Source organism: Blautia massiliensis (ex Durand et al. 2017) (assembly GCF_051861785.1).
GTDB lineage: Bacteria > Bacillota > Clostridia > Lachnospirales > Lachnospiraceae > Blautia_A > Blautia_A luti_A.
On sequence record NZ_CP146725.1, the window covers coordinates 1,618,897 to 1,642,256 of the forward strand.

17 protein-coding genes, 1 tRNA gene and 2 pseudogenes are annotated in these 23,360 nt (G+C 41.4%); 5 read left to right on the forward strand and 15 right to left on the reverse strand.

Annotation, left to right across the window (positions count from 1 at the left end; translation table 11 throughout):
• Positions 1 to 19: 19 nt before the first annotated feature.
• The 15 genes and pseudogenes from pelF to trmB all read right to left on the reverse strand — a co-directional run bounded on the left by pelF (position 20) and on the right by trmB (position 18,901).
• Positions 20 to 1,486, reverse strand: coding sequence for a GT4 family glycosyltransferase PelF (pelF, locus tag V9W66_RS07795; protein ID WP_144092107.1), 1,467 nt, complete (start codon positions 1,484 to 1,486; stop codon positions 20 to 22).
• 12 nt (positions 1,487 to 1,498) lie between these two features.
• A complete protein-coding gene (locus V9W66_RS07800) occupies positions 1,499 to 3,289 on the reverse strand; it encodes a DUF2194 domain-containing protein (protein ID WP_243121564.1) in 1,791 nt (596 codons plus the stop codon).
• A 219-nt stretch (positions 3,290 to 3,508) separates the two neighbouring features.
• A complete protein-coding gene (locus V9W66_RS07805; protein WP_439362988.1) occupies positions 3,509 to 4,672 on the reverse strand; it encodes an RNA-guided endonuclease InsQ/TnpB family protein in 1,164 nt (387 codons plus the stop codon).
• Positions 4,620 to 5,126 (reverse strand): annotated as a pseudogene (locus V9W66_RS07810) (IS607 family transposase); the annotation flags it as partial. The gene V9W66_RS07805 and the pseudogene V9W66_RS07810, both read right to left, overlap by 53 nt.
• A 39-nt stretch (positions 5,127 to 5,165) precedes the next feature.
• The gene (locus V9W66_RS07815) at positions 5,166 to 7,505 is read right to left on the reverse strand and encodes a hypothetical protein (RefSeq protein ID WP_243125583.1); all 2,340 of its coding nucleotides are present in this window, start codon (positions 7,503 to 7,505) and stop codon (positions 5,166 to 5,168) included.
• Between the two features lie 20 nt (positions 7,506 to 7,525).
• A complete protein-coding gene (locus tag V9W66_RS07820; RefSeq protein ID WP_243121611.1) occupies positions 7,526 to 8,434 on the reverse strand; it encodes a hypothetical protein in 909 nt (302 codons plus the stop codon).
• Entirely contained in the window at positions 8,419 to 10,608 is a 2,190-nt protein-coding gene (locus V9W66_RS07825; protein WP_144093190.1) for an NAD-dependent epimerase/dehydratase family protein, read from the reverse strand. Before V9W66_RS07825 ends, V9W66_RS07820 begins: the two co-directional genes overlap by 16 nt.
• A gap of 175 nt (positions 10,609 to 10,783) precedes the next feature.
• Positions 10,784 to 11,230: pseudogene (locus tag V9W66_RS07830) on the reverse strand (RNA-guided endonuclease InsQ/TnpB family protein); the annotation flags it as partial.
• A gap of 520 nt (positions 11,231 to 11,750) precedes the next feature.
• Positions 11,751 to 13,178: an IS110 family transposase gene (locus V9W66_RS07835; protein WP_144096022.1), complete on the reverse strand. Its 1,428-nt coding sequence runs from the start codon at positions 13,176 to 13,178 to the stop codon at positions 11,751 to 11,753.
• Between the two features lie 100 nt (positions 13,179 to 13,278).
• Entirely contained in the window at positions 13,279 to 14,016 is a 738-nt protein-coding gene (locus V9W66_RS07840; protein WP_144100492.1) for an RNA-guided endonuclease InsQ/TnpB family protein, read from the reverse strand.
• Complete coding sequence (locus V9W66_RS07845) at positions 13,964 to 14,395, reverse strand: MerR family DNA-binding transcriptional regulator (RefSeq protein WP_144100494.1); 432 nt, start codon at positions 14,393 to 14,395, stop codon at positions 13,964 to 13,966. Before V9W66_RS07845 ends, V9W66_RS07840 begins: the two co-directional genes overlap by 53 nt.
• Before the next feature lie 111 nt (positions 14,396 to 14,506).
• Positions 14,507 to 15,538 carry a Stealth CR1 domain-containing protein gene (locus V9W66_RS07850; RefSeq protein ID WP_144095049.1) on the reverse strand — a complete coding sequence of 344 codons (1,032 nt, stop codon included), beginning with the start codon at positions 15,536 to 15,538 and terminating at the stop codon, positions 14,507 to 14,509.
• A 131-nt stretch (positions 15,539 to 15,669) separates the two neighbouring features.
• Positions 15,670 to 17,211, reverse strand: a complete 1,542-nt coding sequence (locus V9W66_RS07855; RefSeq protein WP_144095047.1) for an alanine/glycine:cation symporter family protein — start codon at positions 17,209 to 17,211, stop codon at positions 15,670 to 15,672.
• Between the two features lie 547 nt (positions 17,212 to 17,758).
• Positions 17,759 to 17,831: transfer RNA gene (locus V9W66_RS07860), tRNA-Lys, on the reverse strand.
• Positions 17,832 to 18,244: 413 nt separating this feature from the next.
• Positions 18,245 to 18,901 (reverse strand): tRNA (guanosine(46)-N7)-methyltransferase TrmB, encoded by a 657-nt coding sequence (gene trmB, locus V9W66_RS07865; RefSeq protein ID WP_144095045.1) that lies wholly within the window; start codon positions 18,899 to 18,901, stop codon positions 18,245 to 18,247.
• A gap of 328 nt (positions 18,902 to 19,229) precedes the next feature.
• On the opposite strand from trmB, the gene V9W66_RS07870 reads away from it, so the two are divergent.
• The 5 genes from V9W66_RS07870 to V9W66_RS07890 are packed head-to-tail and all read left to right on the forward strand — an operon-like array spanning position 19,230 to position 23,352.
• Positions 19,230 to 19,550, forward strand: coding sequence for a hypothetical protein (locus V9W66_RS07870; RefSeq protein WP_119239435.1), 321 nt, complete (start codon positions 19,230 to 19,232; stop codon positions 19,548 to 19,550).
• A 19-nt stretch (positions 19,551 to 19,569) separates the two neighbouring features.
• Positions 19,570 to 20,613 (forward strand): V0D/AC39 family V-type ATPase subunit, encoded by a 1,044-nt coding sequence (locus V9W66_RS07875; RefSeq protein ID WP_144095043.1) that lies wholly within the window; start codon positions 19,570 to 19,572, stop codon positions 20,611 to 20,613.
• 18 nt (positions 20,614 to 20,631) lie between these two features.
• Positions 20,632 to 22,572, forward strand: a complete 1,941-nt coding sequence (locus tag V9W66_RS07880) for a V-type ATP synthase subunit I (protein ID WP_144095041.1) — start codon at positions 20,632 to 20,634, stop codon at positions 22,570 to 22,572.
• A gap of 38 nt (positions 22,573 to 22,610) precedes the next feature.
• Entirely contained in the window at positions 22,611 to 23,042 is a 432-nt protein-coding gene (locus V9W66_RS07885; protein ID WP_015525392.1) for an ATP synthase subunit C, read from the forward strand.
• Position 23,043: 1 nt separating this feature from the next.
• Positions 23,044 to 23,352, forward strand: coding sequence for a V-type ATP synthase subunit F (locus V9W66_RS07890; RefSeq protein WP_119239433.1), 309 nt, complete (start codon positions 23,044 to 23,046; stop codon positions 23,350 to 23,352).
• The last annotated feature ends 8 nt before the right edge of the window (positions 23,353 to 23,360 follow it).

Sequence of the window (23,360 nt, forward strand, 5' to 3'; positions counted from 1 at the left end):
TCTCTCCGTCCTGAGATTATTATTCTCCTATACTGAAAGGCTCCTCCGTCCACTCAAGTCCCTGTTTATCAGCAAATCCCTTGTAAATGTCCTGATACACTGCTTTCATCTGTTCGATCCGGTAAAACGCATTTACACGTTTATAACCGGCTTCTCCCATACGCAATCTTTCTTCTTCCTGTGAGGACATCGTCACCATGGCATGGGCGATCTCCTCAATATTCATAATGTGTGTCAGTATCCCTGCTTCCCCGAAATCATCGTTGCTGCCATAGATCAGCTCCCGGCAGTTTCCTACATCTGTAGCTATGACCGGTTTATGAGCTGCATAGCTCTCAAGGATCGTCAGCGGCTGTCCCTCACTGATGCTGGTGAGCAATGTGAAATCCATTTTTCCCAGATAATCTTTTACATTAACTCTTCCTGTAAACTCGATATCTTTTGTTCCCAGGGACTCCACCAGATCATAACATTCCTGAGCGTATTTCACATCCTCGTCTGCAGGCCCCATGATCCAGAGTTTCAGATTTTTGACACTTTTTTTTGCAAAATCAAATGCCTGTATCATGGTCTTTACGTCTTTAATCGGGGTTACACGGAGAACAGCTCCCGCATTGATAAACTGCTGCTCTTCTTCATTCTTTCCCGGAAGATCTGCCAGTGCTTCTGTGTTGATACCATTGGGTGTTACTTTGATTTTTTCTTCCGGGCAGCCAAGCTCGATCTGAAGCTCCCTTGCGTGATCATACAGACAGGTGACAGTGTCCGCTTTCTCATAGGCCAGAAGAGACATCTTCTTAAACTGCTCGATCCAGATATTTTTATATACGCCCCTGACCCAGGCAGCCTTGATCAGCTCCTCCTCACGCTCTCTGGTGTAAATACCATGCTCAGATATCAGAAGAGAGCTTCCATGAAAATGTTTCGCCATACTTCCCAGGATCCCGGAATAACCGGTAGCTACACAGTGATATAGATCCGCTTTCGGCACATCCATCTTTAATGTCCAGAACATTGGCAGATAGATCGATCTCAGCGTCCAGAGAAAATCCGAAAAATTGATGTTTGAATAATTTCTGTTATAACATTCCCTGGCGATCATAAAAAAGTCCTCGTCCATAAGAAGATCATCTACAGAAAGACGTTTCTTATGAAACAGATCAAAGATCACGCCCCAGTCTGTTTTCCGGTTCAGGACCATGTTCAGAAGTTCCTCGTATTCTTTACGGGAAATATGAACTTTTTTTCTTCGTTTTCTCTTTCTGTCTCCGCCTTCCCACTCACTGTCCTCCAGATATACCTCATAAACCTGTGTAAGATTTTCCGGAAGCTCATAGACGAATTTTCCCCGAAAAGAACGGTTGGCTACAATTGCCAGCAATATAAATTCCACATTTGGAAATGACTTTATCAAACTGTTGATCCAGCCGGATACACCTCCGACTACATACGGATAACACCCTTCTGCCACAATACAAACTTTCATCTGTGTCCTCTCTTATTTGCTGTAATGGAGTCCTGCTGTTTTTACCTGGATCTTCACAGTTGTATCCTGTGCCTGGATCAGATAAACATTATCCTCCAGTTTTTTCTGTGTGCCGCCTTCGATTTCTTCGATTTCTTCTCCATGGGTTCTTAAGATAAACCAGCTTCCGCTCTCAGATGTTTTCAGAATGATCTCATCATCTGTCCTGGTCTCTGAAAAATCCAGATTCAGGAAGGTTCTTGTTCTGGTATTGCTCTCGGAAAGTGTAGTGCTGTCAAAACCGGTAAAATTTTTCCAGTAGGTGAGAAGATTGCTGGAAAAACGTTTCTGCATGATCTGCCAGCGGTCTTTTTTCCGTTCCGGCCAGAAAATCTTCTGCATATTCAGCATAACATTGGTATAGCCCAGTGAGCTCTGAATACTTCTCATACGGATATCATCGCTGTAGGTATAATTCATTCCGTCACTTATGACAGACTGCAAGGTTACAGAATCTGTACAGTAGGATATTACAGGCTCATCCTCTGTGTATTCACATACCAGTGTGCTTACATTCTTCATTAATTCAGTATTCATCAGAGCTTTGACGGTGTCCAGATCCTTTTCTTCTGTATAAGCTGCTCCGTATTTATAGCTGCTGTCAGCCTTCCGGAAAAACTCAGCATCCTGATTCAGTTTATCTCTTAATGATTCCGCATTTTTATACTGCAGGGACAAACCGGCTTCCGCATTCTGTTCTTTCATCTGTTTCAGATAAAATACCAGATCCCTGCTGGTCGGCTCTATTCCATCCTCGTAGTTTGTCTGCGGCTGCATAAAACAGGTCATCTTCAAGCCGCCTTTTTCGACAATGGATATAAGTGACGGCCACATGATATCTCTGGCCATTCCTGTTATGGACTGACTGTATAACTCCATCATCTGTTCATTATTCTCATCTGCAAATACAGGAAAATTGATCATGGAAAGATTCTGTGCATTAACTACCGGATAAATGTAATATGAAGATGCCTCTGCCACCATGCCATCCAGAAGACCCAGTGCCGTACTGTCTTTCATGTAATCTCCAACTACACAGAAGATGCTTCCGTTCCGGATTCCGTTTCTCCAGATCAGTGTGGGAAGTTCTTCATTTTCTACCGTTTCCTTCTGTTTGGACTGATCCAGGAGTCCGACCATATAGGTCTTGGTTCCGCTGCCAACCTGATACCAGGGCACATTAAGCTGCAGATCCTGTCGATCTCTTTCATCTTTATCTTCCGGCGTTTCATAAACTACTTCACCACCCAGAAGCAGCCCCTCGAAAAGCTTTACTCCTGTAATTTCTGTTTTTGCGGAAACAACTTTACAGATTCCCATAAAGTCCTGAAGTTCCTGATTCTTTTCAATATTCTCCGCATTTTCCAGACATCCGAAAACAATGATTACTCCTTTTTGTTCCAGTTCTTCTATTTTTTTCAGATTATCATCAAGTGCATACTTTTCGGACTCCAAGATCAGCATTCCCGGAAGATTTTTGTCATTCTCTTTAAATTTCTCCATGGAACTGCATTTTGAAATATCCCATTTTGCATAAGTACACCATCTGCTTACAGCCTCTGCCATATCAGAAGACGAATCACCTACAAAAAGTACATACCTTCTGTCCGTTGTTCCCACAGACGCAGGATCGAGTTCTTCGTTTTTCCAGACATTTTTTCCATCATTCTGTTTTGGTGCAAGATTTGAGTTAACATCATAGGTGTTCTGCCTGTCCCTCAGCACCATGGAAAACTGAAACAGAAACAGTAATACGAACATCATGATAGCTATGCTGAAAAATTTTCTTATGGAAACCATTATGTTAATTATTTTCCGTTACTAAAAACTTATAAAAAGTTATAAACTTCTATGTTTCATTCCTACTTCAACGAGTATGCTTTTGATGATATAAATATCTATCTACTCACAAGTTCTTGTACTCTCCATAGGCGTAAATTCCGGATTAACGTACCCGTACATATTTGCACTAACGTTTTAGTGTTAGCTTGCAAATCTTTCTCCATAAGCCTTGAGATTTATAGATGCCTGAAAATCTCTATCAATGACATTTCCACAATCACATTTATAAATTCTATCAGATAATTTCAAGTCTTTTTTAATGTTTCCACAGCAACGGCAAAGCTTTGATGATGGATAAAACCAATCAGCCACAATAAGCTGAATCCCTTTATCGCCGCACTTGTGTTCAAGCTGCTTTCTAAACTCAAAAAACCCCTGATTCTGAACTGCTTTTGATAAATGTCTATTTTTCATCATTCCACTAACATTCAAATCTTCAATACAAATAAATCTTGGTTTTCGACTTACAATTTCGGATGTAGTCTGATTCAAATAGTTCTTACGGATATTTGTTAATCTGTGATTTCGTTTTAATAAAAGTTTTTCCTTTTTGATTACATTATTTGTTTTGCAGTAACTTTCTCCTTTCTTATTTTTCTCGTAAGAGCGAGAGATACTACGCTGTAATCTGCGTTTCTGTTTTTCTAGTTTCTTTACTTTCTGACTTTTATTGATGTTCTTATACTTAGCTCCATCAGAGCAAATAGCCAGATCTTTGATTCCTAGATCTATACCAATTCCATCATCATTAAGTTTTTCTATGCAATCAGGAAATTCCACACATACGCTGATCCACCAGTTCAACCCATCAAAAGATATTCTCGGATTCATGTATTTAGCATCTGTAGGAATACGACCATGCTCTGCAAGTCTTACCCAATTTAGTTTTTGTTTATTTCTTTTCCTGCTCGAAGAAAATCCTTCAAACTTAACATGAGTATTGCTGAATTGTATCTTAATATTATCCTGATAGAACTTCGGCATTGATCTCTTTTTTGACTTGAATCTTGGGAATTTCTGCAAACCTTTGAAAAAGTTCTTATAAGCAGTGCAGGCATCTTTGATTGCCTGTTTGGTTACATTATTTGAAATACTCAATAACCATGCGTATTCATCAGAATGTCTAAGCTTTGTAAATTCTTTTCTGAGTTCTGCATCTGAAATGAATTTTCCGCCTTTTTCATAGTTTTCTATTTCCCTTGCCAAAGCCCAGTTATAAGCAAATCTTGAAGCACCTGCGTACTGAAACATCTTAGTTTTCTGTACATTGTTTGGTATCAACATTGCTTTTATGACTTTTACCATCTGCTTCCTCCTGTATCAGTTCCCGGATAAGTTTCTTGGCTTTATTCGCTCGTTTTCCTTGTAATTGGCAACTGAATACTGTGATCATCTGAACCAGATCTTCAACAAGTTCCTGCTGTTCGGATTTTTCAGTATTATCAATAATCTCAATCTCACAATTATAAAGCGAAGCGATATATTCTATCAATTCAAAACCAAATCGCAATAGCCGATCTTTATATAAAACAACAACCTTTTCAACCTGATCTTGAGATATTCGCCTGATCAATTCCTGGAGTCCTTTTTTCTTATAATTAATTCCGGAACCGATATCACTTATTATCTCAAATGGCTGTCCTTTTGCCAGAAGATATGTCTTAACATTATCAATCTGTCGTTCCATATCATCTTTCTGTTTATGGCTGGAAACGCGACAATATCCAATTGTAATGCGATTTTTAGGCTTTAATCTTATAAAACTCAACATGTACTTATATGATTTTATAATTTATATTTAACTGTTAATAGCCTCCTGTGTCTGAACCTGATTATATCCGTAATCTATAGCAAAATTATACTGATGATACATATTCTGAGGCATCACATAACATATAAAATCTTCGGATTCATAGTATACTTTCATATCATTTGGATATTTTTCCATAAATGCCTGTGCCCAGTAATACATTCTGGACATAAGGATCCATCTTCCTTCTCCCTGATACATGGAAATTCCACCTACATTTGGCAGACTCTGACTTGCCCCTTTTTTTGAGATGGATTGTCCACTTCCAGAATACACCACAGAATAATCCAACGGAATTTTTTCTATAAAGAAATATACATTCTTCGTAGGAATAATTACCTTGGTGTCCTTATCCATCTTTTCCAGCTTACGTAAAAAAGCAATTGTCTCATAATGCCATCCATGATCCAGGCCCATCTGAGTTTCATCGTTGGCTGATACAATAGTCCATGTCTTATCTTCATTTTCCCTGATAATATTTGTCAGACAGGTCAATGCTCCATTTGATACATAGCCGGACAAAAAATCTGGTGTTTTGATCAGATTCTGATGAATCATTCCTGCTACAGTTATCACTGTTAGTCCTAAAGCTGCTGCATTTCGAATGACTTTCAAAATCCTGGGCATAAATATCAGGTAAAGGATTCCATCTCCCAATAATGTCAGCGTCGCAACCAGAAGATATGCATAGTAAATACTGCATCTGGCCGGATCCATCAAAACCGGAAGGCCCAGATTTCCCGCACAAAGCAGTAAAGTCAAAATTCCCATGCAAAATCCTGCTGACATCAGCATTTCACCATAAGCAGTCCTGCGAAAAATAATAAACACCAATCCTAGCAGAATCAATACTCCAATTCCCGTCAGCACAGCATACGCACACCATTTCTCCGGTAAATTAATAATAAACTCCCGGAGTCGCTGAGCCATCATATTCCATGTATCTTTTATTTTCCCCGGAATTTCTCCGACTTTTTCCCCAAGTGACGGCTTCGGGGTTTCCGTTACAGTCGGTGTATTTTTTCCCGACTGTACAGACGCTGTACCGGTATTTTCTTTACTTTCCGAAGCCCCCTGCAGATTCGCAGCTATTTCCTCAATCGTCATATCCTGCGTAACAGTATTTTCTTCCTCTTCATTATCAGAGTTTCCGCCATTAATAACACTAAGTCCCCAGCCAAGCGAGCCCTGAAGAGGTGTTCCTCCTGCAAAAGCAATCGCCATTGGAAGCACAGCCAGAAATACACTGATAATTCCCGTCACCATAATACGCCGAAAATACTCTTTATTCAAGAAGCGAAACACATATCCAGCAGCAATTCCAATACAACACATTCCCGCGATCATAGTTCCGTAAAAATGAATGGCCAAAGTTAACGAAAACGCACATGCGAAACAACTAAGTGTTAATTTCGTTTCTTTTGTTTTTAAATTTTCTTTTTCTGTCTGAAAAAAACGAATCAAAAAATATATCGACGGGATCACAAAGATCATTCCAAACTCCTGCGGAAGTGAAGATCCAAACCGAAAATATGTGTTTCTTGCCCAGAAGCTTCCAAGAATATACATAAGAATTCCTGCATACGGAAGATACTTTGAACTGCACAACATTTTCAACATTGCAAGAAGTATCATATGAATAAAAAATACCTGCACAAGATAAAAAACACACAGGATTACATAAGTATCTACTCGAAAAACTGTATGCAAATAATATATCATACAATGAAATCCAAACGGATACACACCTCTTGTAAAAAGTTTCCCCCGACTCATCTGATTAATCCAATCAAGATGTACCGGAATATCAGATACACGATATCCATAAGTAAGGATCAGCTGTCTGCCGTAAACCCAGAAAAGCGCCGCAACAATTGCACCTGCCAATATCCATTGCAGGGTATTACATACCACTTCGCGATAAAAGAAACAGATTGCATATTTCAGCATTCGGATGAACTTTTGCCATACTCTGTATAAGGCTCCTTTTATTCCCATACTGCCCTGGAGAAGTTTTCTGCAAGCTTCTGCATTCTTTATGATAAGTTTTCTCAGAGAAATCCGGTTCACTCGGCTCCAGATCAGCACACTCAGAACCACAGTAAGCAGTACAAGTGTCTGAAAATTGGAAATATGAAGCAGCTGAACCGCAAATACAATATTTATAATATAGAAATTTCCAAATGTATAACACATCAGAAACTGCTCTGACAATCGTCTTCCTCTCAGTACTCTGCGAAACATAACTGCCGGAAGCAAAACTGTCAGACCTGTATAGGCAGCAAATATACCCACAAATTGTAATATAACCCAAGTTGTCATTGACATATCTGTTCACCCTTTTATTTCTACATAAACGTTCTGATCATTTCAAGTGTCTCATTATCAATAATAATATCCGAACTTCTTAATTCCTGCATGACCTGGAAAAATTTCTCTTTGTTTCCGCAGGAGAAACAGAGCTTCAACTGGCAGGTGTAACTGGAAAGAACTCTTGGATACTGTTCCATGGCTCTGTCGCACCACAGTGTACATTTTTCGTAGTCTTTGATTTCCAGCAGACGCTGGCAGACTTTTTCGTAGACTGTGCTGCTGATCCTGATCTTGTCCAGATCCCATGCTTTCTGCAGGACTTCCTGCATCTTATCTGTCATGGATTTCTGCTCAATATCTGTGAGTACCTTCTGTTCCAGGATGGGATTCATATACTCCACAAGATTCACGCAATTTTCAACCTGCTGCCCGTTTTCTTCCTGGCACAGAAGATATTTTTCCTGTACCTGGCTTCGGAAATTATTCAGCACGTCCTGGAGAATGGATGCTGCATAATGAGCAGTCTCAGAATCCTCACTGTTCAATGCCAGGTTAATAGAGGACAGGGAATTCTGGTAATCTCCTCTGATCACATTCAGCATCAGAGTACGGAGACTTTTTTTGTCTGTAACTTCCAGTGCTTCTTCAAGAGATACCATATTTCGCTCCATTTCTTCGTCCGGACGCAGGAAATTCTCTGTTCTGTCCTTACTGAACACAACATCCGAAAGATCCATTCCCTGTGATGAAAACAATTTAAACAGGATAAAAGAAAACAGCACAAACACAGGCCCGACTACAGGACACAGAAACATCATGACCGCCTTCATCCAGACACTCCGGAGATTTTCTTTTCTCCGGATATGATTCCAGACCAGATAGATCACGATAACAATTAAGTTTATGATCAGCAGAAAAATAAATAATTTCATTCTTTGTGACATACTGCCATCTTCTCCACACATTCTGTTTTATAACCGTTTTTCTCAAATCGTTCCTGTACGATCACAGCACTTTCTCTTGTTGTGTTTGTAAGCAGGATATAAAGATTTCCATCCGGCATGATTCCCAGATAATCGCTGTCTCGCAACTGTCCTGACATATGCTCATCGATCTCACGGTACTGTTCCTTTGGGATATCCACTTTTACAAGCACACATTCCACCAGGTTCTTACTCTCTGCATTCATATAAGCCTGTACCAGGGATTCAAAAGCATCCGGCTCCAGAATTTCAGAATCCCGGCTGTAACGCTGATCTTCCAGTGCCTGCATATATCTCTGTGCACGGAGCATCGCGTTCTGGATCAGATAGCTGACAACAGTTAAAAAATTTGCCTGGCCAAGAGTCATTTTTTCCCAGCTTAATCCCCAGAGCATGATGATCATCTGAACCCCGCCGCCCTCATAAATTCCTCTGGCCATCAGCGGGTAACGCTCGTCCATATTTTTGTTGATATATACCTTCTGCTCAGTCAGGGCATCGTATATCTCCGTCATTTCCTTATAACGGATAGAGTTTCCAAGACTTCTTGCCTTATCTGAGCTTGCGGAAAAAATACGGGCGTAATCTCTGTTGACTACATTATAAAGAGCTACATCCTTGGTCTGCATCAGCTTCTCCAGCATTTCTACCGCATAGAAAATAACTTCATCGGGCATACGCTGTTCCAGTCCTGCTGTGATGCTGTAGATCTTACCGATACTGTCTTTATGGTCGATCAGCTGCTGTTCCATGATTTCTTTTACACGGACATTACTCTCGTTGATATCGCGGATATCTGTAATCTGCCTGCTCAAATGTTCCTCCAGTTCCTGGCTCTCCAGACGCATGGTACGGATCTGGTCACGCATATATCCTACAACAAGTCCCAGGATAAACAGCTGAGCAATCCACACATAGGTATTGTAATCCACAAGTACCTCAAATCCGCTTCGCGTATACATCTGCCGGAACATATATCCTGCAACCGCCAGTATTGCAGAAAAAGTAGCCTGCTGCTGTCCGTACACAATGGCAAAAAGCAGCACATACAAAAGGAACGGATCAAGATTTGCAAAATACTCGCTTCCTACAGTCCGGTTATTCATCATAAAAAACGGAATAAAGCAGACCATGTTTTCGAAAAACGGGAAAAGCACTTTGATCAGCCATCTCCATTTCTCGATAAGAACCTTCCACCAGGGAAGCTTCAGCTCATCTTCATTCAGAAAAACATTTTTATGCCGCTGCATGTAAGCAGCCATATCCTTGATATTTTTTTCCAGATTTCCAAATGCATGAACACCGTATTCCTGTTCAAAACGTCTTCCTGACAAGACGCACCTTCCATTGCTGTCTGAGAACACTGCAATGTTGGATTCTGTTCCCATGGCTTCCTGGACCTTTGCAGCAAGCTCCACCTCACTGATCACATCATTGGAAGAAAGATTGTACCGACTGCGTTCGTGCTTTGTATTTTTTATAAGCTGATAAATATATTCCACTGCATCTTTCTCATAAAGAAGAGAAAAAACATGATCTGCTTTTGCCTTGATATGCCCGTCACGCAGACAGTCCAGACACATCCGGGCGCAGATGTTATTTATGTCTTTTTTCTCTTTGGGAATGCTGTAGAGATGATCCAGGCGCAGGGTCACGATATCCAGCCCCCGGTTTATCCTGAAATTCTCACAGATTTCCTCAGCCTGGGACAAGGCATCTGCCCGGATCCCAATTCCGGAAAATTTTTCTTCCTCTTCTATATCATCCTTATAATTTCCATTATAAATTTCATCTGAAGAAAGAAAGATCAGCCGCTTCTTATTTGCCATAGAATAAGCTACCAGAATATTTACCAGATGAGAAATAAAATGCACGGTTTCTCTTTCCTCCCCATTCCAGCGGTAATTGGTATCAAATGCCCCCATAAGAACGGTCACGTCTGCATTGACACTTTCCAGAATATCGTTGAGATTTTCGCAGTCATAGGCGAAGTCATATCTTTCAAATACTTTCTGATATTTATTATGTCTGTATTTATCTCCGGTCAGCAAAAAAACCCTGTGTCCCTCTTTCCGGAGCTTCAGGATCATGCTGTCCATCAGGCTGCAGGAGCCGCCCACCAACAGAATATTCATCTTTATGCCGTTACTGAAAACTTATAAAAAGTTATAAACTTCTATGTTTCATTCCTACTTCAACGAGTATGCTTTTGATGATATAAATATCTATCTACTCACAAGTTCTTGTACTCTCCATAGGCGTAAATTCCGGATTAACGTACCCGTACATATTTGCACTAACGTTTTAGTGTTAGCTTGCAAATCTTTCTCCATAAGCCTTGAGATTTATAGATGCCTGTAAATCTCTATCAATGACATTTCCACAATCACATTTATAAATCCTGTCAGATAATTTCAAGTCTTTTTTAATATTTCCACAACAACTGCAAAGCTTTGATGATGAATAAAACCGATCAGCCACAATAAGCTGGATCCCTTTATCGCTGCACTTGTGTTCAAGCTGCTTTCTAAACTCAAAAAAACCCTGGTTTTGAACTGCTTTTGATAAATGTCTATTTTTCATCATTCCACTAACATTCAAATCTTCAATACAAATAAATCTTGGTTTTCGATTTACAATTTCAGATGTAGTCTGATTCAAATAGTTCTTACGGATATTTGTTAATCTGTGATTTCGTTTTAATAAAAGTTTTTCCTTTTTGATTACATTATTTGTTTTGCAGTAACTTTCTCCTTCCTATAATGTCAAGCCCTAAAGTATTGATTTTACGGGCTTTTTCTTTAAATATTACCTCTCAAAACAGAGCTAAAGGTGTACGACAGTCATCGTATCCTGTACTGAACAGCCATAAAAGGGTATAGCTTATAAAGCGTCCTGGTAATGGGGCTTTTTAAGGCTATAATCCTCTGTTAGCTATGAGGGTGAACCTTCCGTGTCTAATGGGATCCTGTCCCAACTTCCTTCGTCCCACCTGTTCATACACCGAGTGCTTGCCAAGCTTTCTAACAGGGTCGTGCCCTATGGAGTGAACTACCGCAAGCTACAGCTCTTGTTTGTCGTTTGATTCTTACTGACCTTATGATTCTGCAAGGTGCGGTTTCCCGCGGACGCTTACCCTGCATCTCTCAACCAGTCGTTTCGTTATGATCCACGTTCCATGGATCTGGGTCAACAGGTTCTTTTCCAGAACCCTGCTCAATTTCAGAAGTTTCTGAACCTCAGCAGGATTCTGGAATACTGCTTTGCTTTATACTTCTTATGCAGCCAGGCTTTCCTGCCTGGATTCCCGCCGGATATCTTTTAACATCTTCCGGGGATCATACTTGATTCCCTTCTTCAAAATCGTAAAAATAATCCTGAGGAGTTTGCAGGCGATTGCTATTAATGACTGCATCTTTTTCAGTGGATTCTGCTCCCTGGTCGTATAATAGACATGCAATTTCTTGAATTCTTCCGCATGTGCTACAGCTGATTTTGCCGCCTGAAACAGCCAATATCTGAGGCGCTTACGCCCTCTGTGACTGATCCTGGTTTCACCCTTATGCTTGCCGGAACTGCTTGCCACAAGCCCAAGTCCGCTTAATTTCTGGATCTCCTTTACATCGTCAAATCTGGAAATATCTCCCATTTCTGCCACCATACCGGATAGGGTATTCTCCCCGATTCCACATATCTCCAAAACTTTATCCGTATGGGGAATTTCCAGACATTTCTGATTAATCTGCGTTTCTATCAATGCAAGCTCCTCATCCAGTTCCAGGATTTTTTGAACAAACCACTGTACAACCAGTTTCCCTGTTTCTTTTCCTTCACGGATGCCAACACTCGCCTTGGCGTACTCCAAGATTTCTCCAGCTCTGCTATACCCGCGTCCTCTAAGTTTCGCATTATGCCAGATCTGCCTGATTCCGTCTTCTTTCAAAGCTGCCAGATCATCCGGAAATGGTGCCTGCTTCAACAGTTCAAGGCTGAATGTGCCTTCTGTTTTTCCAAGTGCTTCTTTGTACTCTGGAAAATATATTTTCAGTTCCCGGTGCAGTCGGTTGATCGACCGGATCCTGTCCTCATTCAGCTGATCACGAAACATGGATAACCGTCGCAGATCTGCATAAAGCTGCTCTGGAAGATAAGGCATTCCAAAGTTTCCATCTTTTACAAGATTTGCAATCAGCTTAGGATCTTTTGTATCATCTTTCAGCTGGCTGTTATCCTCAAGTTCTTTTGTCTGCTTTACTGCATACGGATTTACCTGAACTACACTGATCCCATTTGAGATCATCCAGGTCGCAAGGCAGAACCAGTAATGGCCGGTTGGTTCAAGACCAAGAACAATCTGTTTTTTATCGTATTCGGCTGCTATCTTTACTGCCCATTCCTTTGCCTTGCTAAATCCATCTGCATTATTGCTGAATGAAAAAGCGGACTTACTGAGTTCTCTGCCTCTGGTGTCAATTGCCCTCAGATAGTGTGTTTCACTGCCTACATCGCATCCTAAAATAAGCATGTCATCACAGATAAAACTGAGTTTTGCATTCTTATCGAACTTCCCTTTGGTTTCCAACTCATGCCAGGTTGAAGCTGTTAAATTTTCTCTGACCACCTCGATTTTCTTCAGAAGCTCCTGCTGTTCAAAAATATTTGCATTTGATACTTGATTTTTCTTCTTTGTGCCGTTAAGATTCATGTTAGATACCTCTTGTATTCTCTGGATTTTACCAACCGGCCAAGTCAGTAATAATCCAAATTTACTTGAGGTATTTTTTTGTGTCAATCTCTTGCCCTATTTAAAGTATACAGGAAGCTTTCTTATTTTTCTCGTAAGAGCGAGAGATACTACGCTGTAATCTGCGTTTCTGTTTTTCTAGTTTCTTTACTTTCTGACTTTTATTGATGTTCTTATACTTAGCTCCATCAGAGCAAATAGCCAGATCTTTGATTCCTAGATCTATACCAATTCCATCATCATTAAGTTTTTCTATGCAATCAGGAAATTCCACACATACGCTGATCCACCAGTTCAATCCGTCAAAGGATATTCGCGGATTCATATATTTAGCATCTGTAGGAATACGACCATGCTCTGCAAGTCTTACCCAATTTAGTTTTTGTTTATTTCTTTTCCTGCTCGAAGAAAATCCTTCAAACTTAACATGAGTATTGCTGAATTGTATCTTAATATTATCCTGATAGAACTTCGGTGTTGATTTCTTTTTAGACTTAAACCTCGGATATTTTTGCAAACCTTTGAAAAAGTTCTTATAAGCAATACAGGCATCTTTGATTGCCTGTTTGGTTACATTATTTGAAATACTCAATAACCATGCGTATTCATCAGAATGTCTAAGCTTTGTAAATTCTTTTCTGAGTTCTGCATCTGAAATGAATTTTCCGCCTTTTTCATAGTTTTCTATCTCCCTGGCCAAAGCCCAGTTATAAGCAAATCTTGAAGCACCTGCGTACTGAAACATCTTAGTTTTCTGTATATTGTTTGGTATCAACATTACTTTTATGGCTTTTACCATCTGCTTCCTCCTGTATCAGTTCCCGGATAAGTTTCTTGGCTTTATTCGCTCGTTTTCCTTGTAATTTGCAACTGAATACTGTGATTATCTGAACCAGATCTTCAACAAGTTCCTGCTGTTCGGATTTTTCAGTATTATCAATCTGTCGTTCCAGATCATCTTTCTGTCTATGGCTGGAAACGCGACAATATCCAATTGTAATGCGATTTTTAGGCTTTACATTTATTACCTGGTTGAGTTGCTCGTCAGAATAATATCTATAGCCGCTTATTGTAGTATGATGCGGATGAAGTTTTCCATAGGCATCCCAATTTCGTAATGTCTGGGCGGATACGCCTATAATTTTTGAAAATTCATGTATAGAATAATATTTACTCAAAGCATCAACTCCTTTCAATAATATTCTGCTCTAATATCTTATAAAACTCAACATGTACTTATATGATTTTATAATTTATATTTAACTGTTAATAACCTCTCTTCCTGCTGTTTATAATTTGCGTTCGAATTCTGATTTTTCCGGAAGAATCTGATCCAGCGCGTTATTGATTTCTTCTTTGGCTTTTTCGAAATCAATTTCGTGATTGCTGTCATTGATGCAGATCATTTTTTTCTTATGCCCGGTAATGGTCTGTATCAGTTTTTCGTTGGTTTCTTCTACATCATAGTATCCGCAGAATTTCTGTATATTCTCCGGAAAAAAATCTCCGCTGAGCTTCTGATATTCTCTCAGCACATACTGATTAACATCTTCTTTATGCCGGAACGGATGTCTGCACACGTTTTCCAGCAGTTCCGGTTCCAGCTGCCACAGTTTTTCATAAGTACTCTTCTTAAGCGGTGACGGGCCATGTACTGTATAGAATCCAGTGAACCGGGGAAAAGCGATCTCCAGCATATTGTAAAAGAAATACATCGGCGGATACCCTATATGAAAATATGCCCCGGGCTGCTTCTTCATATTATCCCGTTTATCGAAATATTTCGCCAGGAGCATGGCGTTATTCAGATAAATATATGGCATGACTTCATCATCTGCATTGGCAACATCCGGTTGAAGAGCCATCATATCTACCGGCCTGCCGTTTCTGAAAAAGGCTTCAGCAGTTATCGGTTTTAATAAAAACATATCATCATTAAAATACACAAAATTTTCTGATAAATCTGGAATTCTATGAAAATTCCATTCAATAGTATGGGAGTTAAATGTAGGGCGGAATTCTCCGGGAATAAAATCTTCGTGTCTGACAATATTCAGTTTAGGATTCGCTGTATCCAGCCATGCCGGGATATGCCCCAAGGTAACAAAATGGATTTTCCTTACCCACGGTGCATACTTCTCAACTCCACGGAACCAATAATGCAGATTATCCCAATCCCGATAACGTTCCTTTCTGTCATCCACACTGAAAATTCCTTTTTGTATTCTGGTGTTTTTCTTTTCTTCCTGCCATTCCGGATCATTTCCATCAACCCAGGCAATAACAAAATCTATCCCCTGTTCTTTATCCTTTGCTCGCATAATTATTTCTCCACATGTTCACTTTAGGGTTAAGTATAACACATCTTTTTACTATGTTACAAACAAAAAGGAAAAACGCAGAAATCCCCTCACTACAGACACATTCTGCAATGAGGGGATCTGTTATTTTATTATTTTTTCTTTGCACGTTCATCCCAGTAAGTACAGTCATTTCTGCCGATTATTTCTGAGGTGAAGGGGGTTCCGTCATTCTTTTTGTAATGTCTTGTGGCACGGAAAACATATTTCGCACCAACATACACGATCGGAACATTGAAATATACGATCAGGATATTTCCCAGATCGGAAAACGCCCAGAGGTTTCCAAGTTCCAGTCCTGCAATATTGCACAGGATTCCAAATCCTGCAACAAAAAGTCCGATGCAGCGTACAAAATTAATACATATCTTATCCTTGCGGATACGGTTTGCCGCGATCTCGGAAAAGCTGATCATTCCAAGCAGACAGGTAAATGCAAACAGGCAGAAACATAAGGTTACAAGGAAAGTAACAATTCCGTTCATCGCAGTTCCTGGTGTGAGAACAGCGATGGATTCTGTATATTTAGGAAGTTTATCCAATGCCTGCCAGGCTTCCGCATCTGCTCCTGTCCAGCAATGTGCCATAACTACCACAAATCCGGTAAGCGTACAGATCACAATAGTATCAAGAAAAACTCCCAGAGAAGCGATCACGCCCTGCTCGCATGGATGCTTTGCGTCAGCTGCTGCCGCTGACATGGTAATCGTTCCCTGTCCGGCCTCATTTGACATCAGGCCTCGTTTTACTCCCTGTGCAAGTACAGTTCCAAAAACACCTCCAAAGAATGCCTCCGGTTTAAAGGCACCTGCAAACACACTTCCGAAAAAGTACGGAATCCGGGTAAAATTCAATATAATAAGAAGTAACACTACTACCATATAGAGCACTGCCATTACCGGGACCATCATATCTGTCCATCTGGATACTTTTTTGATTCCGCCAAATGCGATAGCTGCTGTAAGGATTACGATGATAGTTCCTACTATATAATAGAAGGCTGATCCGCTTACAATAGTCTTCCCTGTTATGATCTCTGCCATACGTCCCACAGAGGAAACAACATTGAATCCCTGTGCAGGCAGACAGCAAAGTGCATACAGAATATACAGTACAGAAAGAAAAATCCCGATCCATACTTTGTTTCCGAGAAGTTTCCTTCCATAGAAGGGAAGTCCTCCTACGAATTCATCATCTTTCTTCTCTTTAAAAATCTGGGCAAGCACGCCTTCCATGTATGCAACTGCCATTCCGAAAAATGCGGAGATCCACATCCAGAACAACGCACCCGGACCGCCTGCTGCAATAGCACCTGTTACGCCCAGAATGTTTCCGGGACCTACACGCATGGCCGAACTCAGGAAAAACGATGCCAGCGGGGAAATTCCCGTTTCCACAACACGTTTTTCCGTCATGGTTCTAATTCCTTTTTTAAAGTAAGTCACCTGCATAAAACCAATCCTGAAACTGAAAAAAACGCCGGATCCAAGAAGTAGTATGATCGCAAATGATATATTCCCCAGAATCGGAATACTGCTGTACCAGCCAAAATTCGTGGGAAATTCCCACAAAAAATCAGATAACGGACCGATAAAGCTGAACACACCGTTGATCGCCCCAAACACTCTCTCCATAATCAGTTTCCTCCCTATTTCTCTGAATACAGTCAAATGCCAGCTTGATCATGCTGCCGTTTCCAATTCAGATTTTTTATAATATGATTTATTATACAGGATGGTTATGGAAATGTCCTTATTATTTTTAATATATTTTTTGTACTCCGGGATTTTTCTGGATTTTTGATCGTTTCCTGTTCATTTACAGATCAGTCCAGACAAACATTCCTGAAATTTATAGGATCTTTAGATTTTTCTCACAGATTTTTAAAATGCTTCTCACAGTTCCATCACATTTTGGCGGTATATTATTAAGCAAATAAAGCACAAAGCTTTTTCATCTTATAGATCATTACTTATTTTTCTTTTCATACTCTGCCGGGTCCGTTCCAAGACCCGGCCCTCCTTTTTTTCGTGAGATTTTCTCTAAAATAATTTTCACATAAAAAAAACACCCCAAACTTTATCCGAGTACAGGGGGGGATTTCTATTCTTCTCTTATAAGGTTTAAACAACAAAAAACACCGTCCCCGCAGCTCTACATCTGCAAAAACAGTGCCTTTAGTGCGTCTTCAGGGGTTCGAACCCTGGACACCCTGATTAAGAGTCAGGTGCTCTGCCAACTGAGCTAAAGACGCTTATTAATTGTTTGTCTTTCGTTTCTTCCGTTCCTCAAGACATGTTGTATTATACGTTATGGTTCGAGTAAAGTCAACACCTTTTTTTAATTTTTTTTATTTTTTTCTTTTTTATTTTTTATATCTTCATTTGATGCAATTTTGTTCAGTGTTTTTTCTGTTTCTGCCAGCGAATTTCTGATCCGGACTGCCTGGTTTTTGATACTGCGGTTTACAATATTGAAATTTCGCCGTAATGAGCTGGATTTTCTTTTTTTCAAGCTTTAGCTTCTCCTTTTATTCATGCTGGTCAGGCCCCTGCTCCTGCAGAGTTTTAAATTTTTCCTGACTCAATTTTTTTCTTCTTTTTATTATATGAAAACAGGCCGATCTGTTTACAGATCAGCCCGATATCCTCCTGCATCTTGCTTCCTCTATTTCTGTTTCATTACCATCTTACAGATCGGGTTGCCCATGGAAGAAAACTTCTCTTCATACTCTGTCATCACATTTCCCTTCACCAGTTCCTCATCATGATGGAGATCAAAGGTACAAACCTCCAGGTTCCAGTCAGACTCCCGAACCTCTTCCAGAGAAAATTCGAACAGTCCCCTGTTATCCGTCTTAAATTCCACAACGCCATCTTTTTTCAAAACCTGCTCATATCTGGCCAGAAACTCTCTGGAAGTAAGTCTCCTTTTGGCATGTCTTGCCTTCGGCCACGGATCAGAGAAATTCAGATAGATTCCGTCAACCTCATCCTTTTCAAAAATCTCCGGCAGTAATCTCGCATCCACCCGGATAAACACCAGATTGGAAAAACTCTCTCCCTGCTCCTCAAGCTCCTCCCTCTTCTGCAAAGCGCGAAGAAGCACGCTGTCATACATTTCAATACCTATAAAATTTCTCTCCGGATGCAGCCGCGCCATATCCATCAAAAAGCGGCCTTTCCCCATGCCAACCTCAAGAAAAAGCGGCCTCTTTTCCCCAAAAACGCTCTCCCACTTCCCTTTAAACCTCTCCGGCTCATCAATCACCCAATCACACTCCAAAATCGCATCCTTCGCCCCGGGAATATTACGTAATCTCATAAATAACCTCCAAATTAATCTTCCTATAATATATAAATCAGATAACTACCTTTCGCAGTCCTCAAAAGCATCTGTAGTACCATCCCATGAATTAACAGAACTGCTGCAATGCTTCTCAATACTCAACTATACATGCAATCCCCACCCTGCCGCAAGCAAAAAATAAAAAACATCAACAAGACGACAGCAAACCGCCCTTATGTCCGTTTACCTACATTTCACTCAAAAGTTTGCAGAAAAACTAACATGATTTTAGTTGTTTTTACCATAAAAAAGGTGTATCATATAAAAATCAATTATAGACAATAAACAAAACAAGGAGGGCGCAATGGAACAAATCCTAAACAAGCTTTCGGAAATCGAAGCTACAGCCAATGCTATCATGCAGGACGCTGCGCGACAGAAACAAGCTCTCTCAGAAGAAGCCGAAAAACAGATCAAAGATTTCGATGCATCCCTGGAAACAAAAACCAGTGCCGAAATCCGGAAGATCCGTGAAGATCTGGCCCGCGAGAAAGACGCCCGGATCACCCAGCTTCGTGCAGAGACAGAAGACCAGCTATCCAGGTTGGATGCCTACTACGAAGCCAACCACGAGACTCTTTCCAAAGAGCTGTTTCAGAAAATAACAGGAATTACCGAAACCTGAAGGGAAAGGAAGTGATTCAATGGGCACTGTCCTCTCATACAGCGGACTCTCTACCAAGATCCGTGCCATGCAAAGCAGGCTTGTGACAGATGAGCAGCTGGAAGAAATCGTTCAGCTTCCCAATGTCCCCCAGGTAACAGCCTACCTGAAACGAACCCCGGAATATCAGAATATCTGGTCTGGTCTCGATGAGAATGATCTGCATCGAGGGCAGATAGAGAAACTTCTGAAGAAATCTATCTTCCGGAATTTTTCAAGACTTTACCACTTTGCAAACCAGGAACAGCGGACGTTCCTGACTCTTTACTCGAAACGCTATGAGATCCGTGTCCTGAAAGAGATTATGACGAATCTCTTCGACCACAGAGATACTGACCCCGTAGATATTTCCCCTTACCGCGATTTTTTCAGACTGCATTCCAGACTGGATATTGACAGACTTGCAGCCTGCGCCAATATGGATGAATTTGTCGCCGCACTAAAGGGAAATGATTTCTTCATTCCTCTGTCTCAGGTCAACGAACGGGGAAATGCCACGCTTTTTGACTTCGGCATGGCACTTGATCTTTCATATTTTTCACAGATCTGGAATATGCGGAAGAAACTTTTCAAGGGCAATGATCTGGCTCAGATCACGAAAGCCTACGGCGAAAAATTTGATATGCTGAACCTGCAGTTCATCCAGCGATCCAAACGCTGTTTTCGCATGGAACCAGCCGAAATCTATGCATTGCTGATTCCCATGAACTACAAGCTTCGTAAAGAAGAGATCACCGCACTTGTGGAAGCTCCCACATACGAAGAAGCCCAGCGTATTTTTGCCGGAACCTACTATGGTAAGAAATATGAGCAGCTGACTGCAGCCAACCTGGAGGAATTTTATAACTACATCCTCAGGAATGTGCTGGAACGGGAAGCACGCAAGGACCCTTACTCCGTAGCAGTCATTTATTCCTATTTATATCATAAAGAACATGAAGTCAACCGTCTGACCATTGCCCTTGAGTGCGTGCGCTATGGCGTGGATCCAGAACAATCCCTGCGTTATATACGCAACGGTTAATAACCAGGAGGTAGCAACGTGATTGAAAAAATGAATTTTCTGAGCATCACCGGTCCCAAAGCAGATATTGACCGGGTTGTAAACACCTACCTGTGCAAGTACGAAATCCATCTGGAAAACGCACTCTCTGAACTGACCACAGTAGAAAGCCTGACACCTTTCCTTGAGGTCAATCCGTATAGAGATGCTCTTAATTCCATCAATACCATTTACGAAGAACTGAAAAGTCCTCCTGCTGCTTCCAACCGAAGCACCGGTATTGAAAAAGCACTTTCCACAGTGAAGGAGATCCGTGGACAATCGGAGCAGCTCCAGCAGGAACAAACTGAATTAGAAGAAAAATGTTCCTCCCTGGAAGAATCCCTGCGGATCATACGTCCGTTCCGAAATATTGATTACGATATTTCCTCTATTCTGCACCTGAAATACATTCATTTTCATTTCGGACGTATTGAGAAACAGTATTACGAAAAATTCAAGAAATACATTTACGACAACCTGAACACCATCTTCCTGAAATGTGATGAAGATGACCAGTATGTCTGGGGAGTCTATTTTGTACCGAAGCATGAGGCTCACAAGATTGATGCGGCCTACTCTTCCATGCACTTTGAGAAGATCTTTGTACCGGATAATTACACCGGTACAGCCCAGCAGGCTTTTTCCAGCGTAAGCAAACAGTACGAGGATGCATTGAAGCATCTGGAAGCCCAGAAGCAGAAACGCCAGCGTTTCCTCTCTGACAGAGCCGGAGATATTGTTTCTGCCAGAGATACACTACATCAGTTTTCCAGAAACTTTGATGTCCGCAAGGCTGCTGCCTGCACCGGAAATCATGAGAATTTCTATATTCTCTGTGGCTGGATGACAGAATCTGACACACGGGCTTTTCAGGCTGATATCGCATCAGATGAACGGATCTTCTGCCTGGTAGACGGCGAAGATACCACATCACCGGAACATGATCCAAACCATCAGCCGCCAACGAAGCTGAAGAACCCGAAGCTTTTCAAACCATTTGAAATGTATGTCAAGATGTACGGTCTTCCCGCTTATGGCGAGATGGACCCAACCTGGTTCGTTGCCATCACCTACTCCTTCATTTTCGGAGCCATGTTCGGTGATGCAGGACAGGGACTTCTGCTTTTTATCGGAGGTTTCCTTCTGTACAGGCTGAAACATATCGACCTTGCCGGAATCATCAGCTGTGCCGGTGTTTTCTCAACCTTCTTCGGCCTGATGTTCGGCAGTATCTTTGGATTTGAAGATGTCATACCTGCTCTGTGGCTAAGACCTGTAGACAGTATGACGACCATACCTTTTATCGGAAAACTGAATACCGTATTTATTGTTGCCATCGGCTTTGGCATGGGAATCATCCTCCTGTGCATGGTTTTCAACATCATCAATTCCCTTAAGATGCATGACGTTGAAAAAACCTGGTTCGACACCAACGCTGTGGCAGGACTTGTATTCTACGGATCTGCAGTACTTTGCATCGGACTTTTTGTTTCCGGTCATGCAGTTCCCGGCGGAGCTGTTCTTGCCATCATGTTCGGTGTTCCGCTGCTTCTGATCTTCTTCAAGGAGCCGCTTACCAACCTGGTTGAGAAAAAAGCCGAAGTTATGCCAAAAGAAAAGGGCATGTTTATCGTACAGGGTGTCTTCGAACTGTTCGAGGTTATCCTGAGCTACTTTTCCAATACACTCTCCTTCGTGCGTATCGGTGCTTTTGCAGTCAGCCACGCAGCTATGATGGAGGTTGTGCTTATGCTTGCAGGCGCAGAGAACGGCAGTCCGAACTGGATCGTCATTATCCTCGGAAACCTTTTCGTATGCGCTATGGAGGGCCTGATCGTAGGTATCCAGGTACTCCGTCTGGAATATTACGAAATGTTCAGCCGTTTCTACAAAGGCAGCGGACGTAAATTCGAGCCGTTCTGCTCCAGGAATAAATAATAAAACGATTACTATTTAAGTTTAAGGAGGTCATCATCATGACAGTCATTACACAGATTACAATCGCAGTTGCACTTGTACTCAGTATCATTCTTCCATTCGGTTATTATCTTCTCGGCGAAAAAAGCCGTGGCCGCTACAAAACAGCTCTTGGCGTAAACGCATTTTTCTTCTTCGGAATCATGCTTGTTGCCATCGCCGTAACATTCGCAGGCGGAGCTTCCGTACAGGCTGCAACAGGTGCTGACGCAGGCCTTGCAACAGGTATGGGCTACATCGCAGCAGCACTCGTTACCGGACTTTCCTGTATCGGTGGTGGTATTGCCGTTGCCAGTGCGGCAAGCGCAGCACTTGGAGCAATCAGTGAGGATCAGAGCATCCTTGGTAAATCCCTTATCTTCGTAGGTCTTGCCGAAGGTGTTGCTCTTTATGGACTGATCATCTCCTTCATGATCCTGGGTAAACTTTGATATGAAGATGTACCTGATCAGCGACAATATTGATACTCTGACAGGAATGAGACTGGCCGGTGTAGAAGGTGTTGTTGTCCATGAACACGATGAGCTGAAGGAAGCTCTGGAGCGTACTATCGCGGACAAAGAAATCGGGATCATTCTCCTGACCGAAAAATTCGGCCGGGAATTCCCTGAGATCATCGACGATGTAAAGCTCCATCACAAAACACCTCTCATCATAGAAATTCCTGACAGACACGGTACCGGCCGCAGGCCTGATTTCATCACTTCATACGTGAATGAGGCCATCGGATTAAAATTATAGGCAGGTGA

What these genes read in the sequence shown, in the direction of transcription:
- V9W66_RS07840 (WP_144100492.1), bottom strand. Translation starts at nt 14,016, where the DNA reads ATGGTAAAAGCCATAAAAGTAATGTTGATACCAAACAATATACAGAAA.
- V9W66_RS07875 (WP_144095043.1), top strand. Translation starts at nt 19,570, where the DNA reads ATGGGCACTGTCCTCTCATACAGCGGACTCTCTACCAAGATCCGTGCC.
- V9W66_RS07820 (WP_243121611.1), bottom strand. Translation starts at nt 8,434, where the DNA reads ATGTCACAAAGAATGAAATTATTTATTTTTCTGCTGATCATAAACTTA.
- V9W66_RS07890 (WP_119239433.1), top strand. Translation starts at nt 23,044, where the DNA reads ATGAAGATGTACCTGATCAGCGACAATATTGATACTCTGACAGGAATG.
- V9W66_RS07815 (WP_243125583.1), bottom strand. Translation starts at nt 7,505, where the DNA reads ATGTCAATGACAACTTGGGTTATATTACAATTTGTGGGTATATTTGCT.
- V9W66_RS07885 (WP_015525392.1), top strand. Translation starts at nt 22,611, where the DNA reads ATGACAGTCATTACACAGATTACAATCGCAGTTGCACTTGTACTCAGT.
- V9W66_RS07825 (WP_144093190.1), bottom strand. Translation starts at nt 10,608, where the DNA reads ATGAATATTCTGTTGGTGGGCGGCTCCTGCAGCCTGATGGACAGCATG.
- trmB (WP_144095045.1), bottom strand. Translation starts at nt 18,901, where the DNA reads ATGAGATTACGTAATATTCCCGGGGCGAAGGATGCGATTTTGGAGTGT.
- V9W66_RS07855 (WP_144095047.1), bottom strand. Translation starts at nt 17,211, where the DNA reads ATGGAGAGAGTGTTTGGGGCGATCAACGGTGTGTTCAGCTTTATCGGT.
- V9W66_RS07850 (WP_144095049.1), bottom strand. Translation starts at nt 15,538, where the DNA reads ATGCGAGCAAAGGATAAAGAACAGGGGATAGATTTTGTTATTGCCTGG.
- V9W66_RS07835 (WP_144096022.1), bottom strand. Translation starts at nt 13,178, where the DNA reads ATGAATCTTAACGGCACAAAGAAGAAAAATCAAGTATCAAATGCAAAT.
- pelF (WP_144092107.1), bottom strand. Translation starts at nt 1,486, where the DNA reads ATGAAAGTTTGTATTGTGGCAGAAGGGTGTTATCCGTATGTAGTCGGA.
- V9W66_RS07805 (WP_439362988.1), bottom strand. Translation starts at nt 4,672, where the DNA reads ATGGTAAAAGTCATAAAAGCAATGTTGATACCAAACAATGTACAGAAA.
- V9W66_RS07800 (WP_243121564.1), bottom strand. Translation starts at nt 3,289, where the DNA reads ATGATGTTCGTATTACTGTTTCTGTTTCAGTTTTCCATGGTGCTGAGG.
- V9W66_RS07870 (WP_119239435.1), top strand. Translation starts at nt 19,230, where the DNA reads ATGGAACAAATCCTAAACAAGCTTTCGGAAATCGAAGCTACAGCCAAT.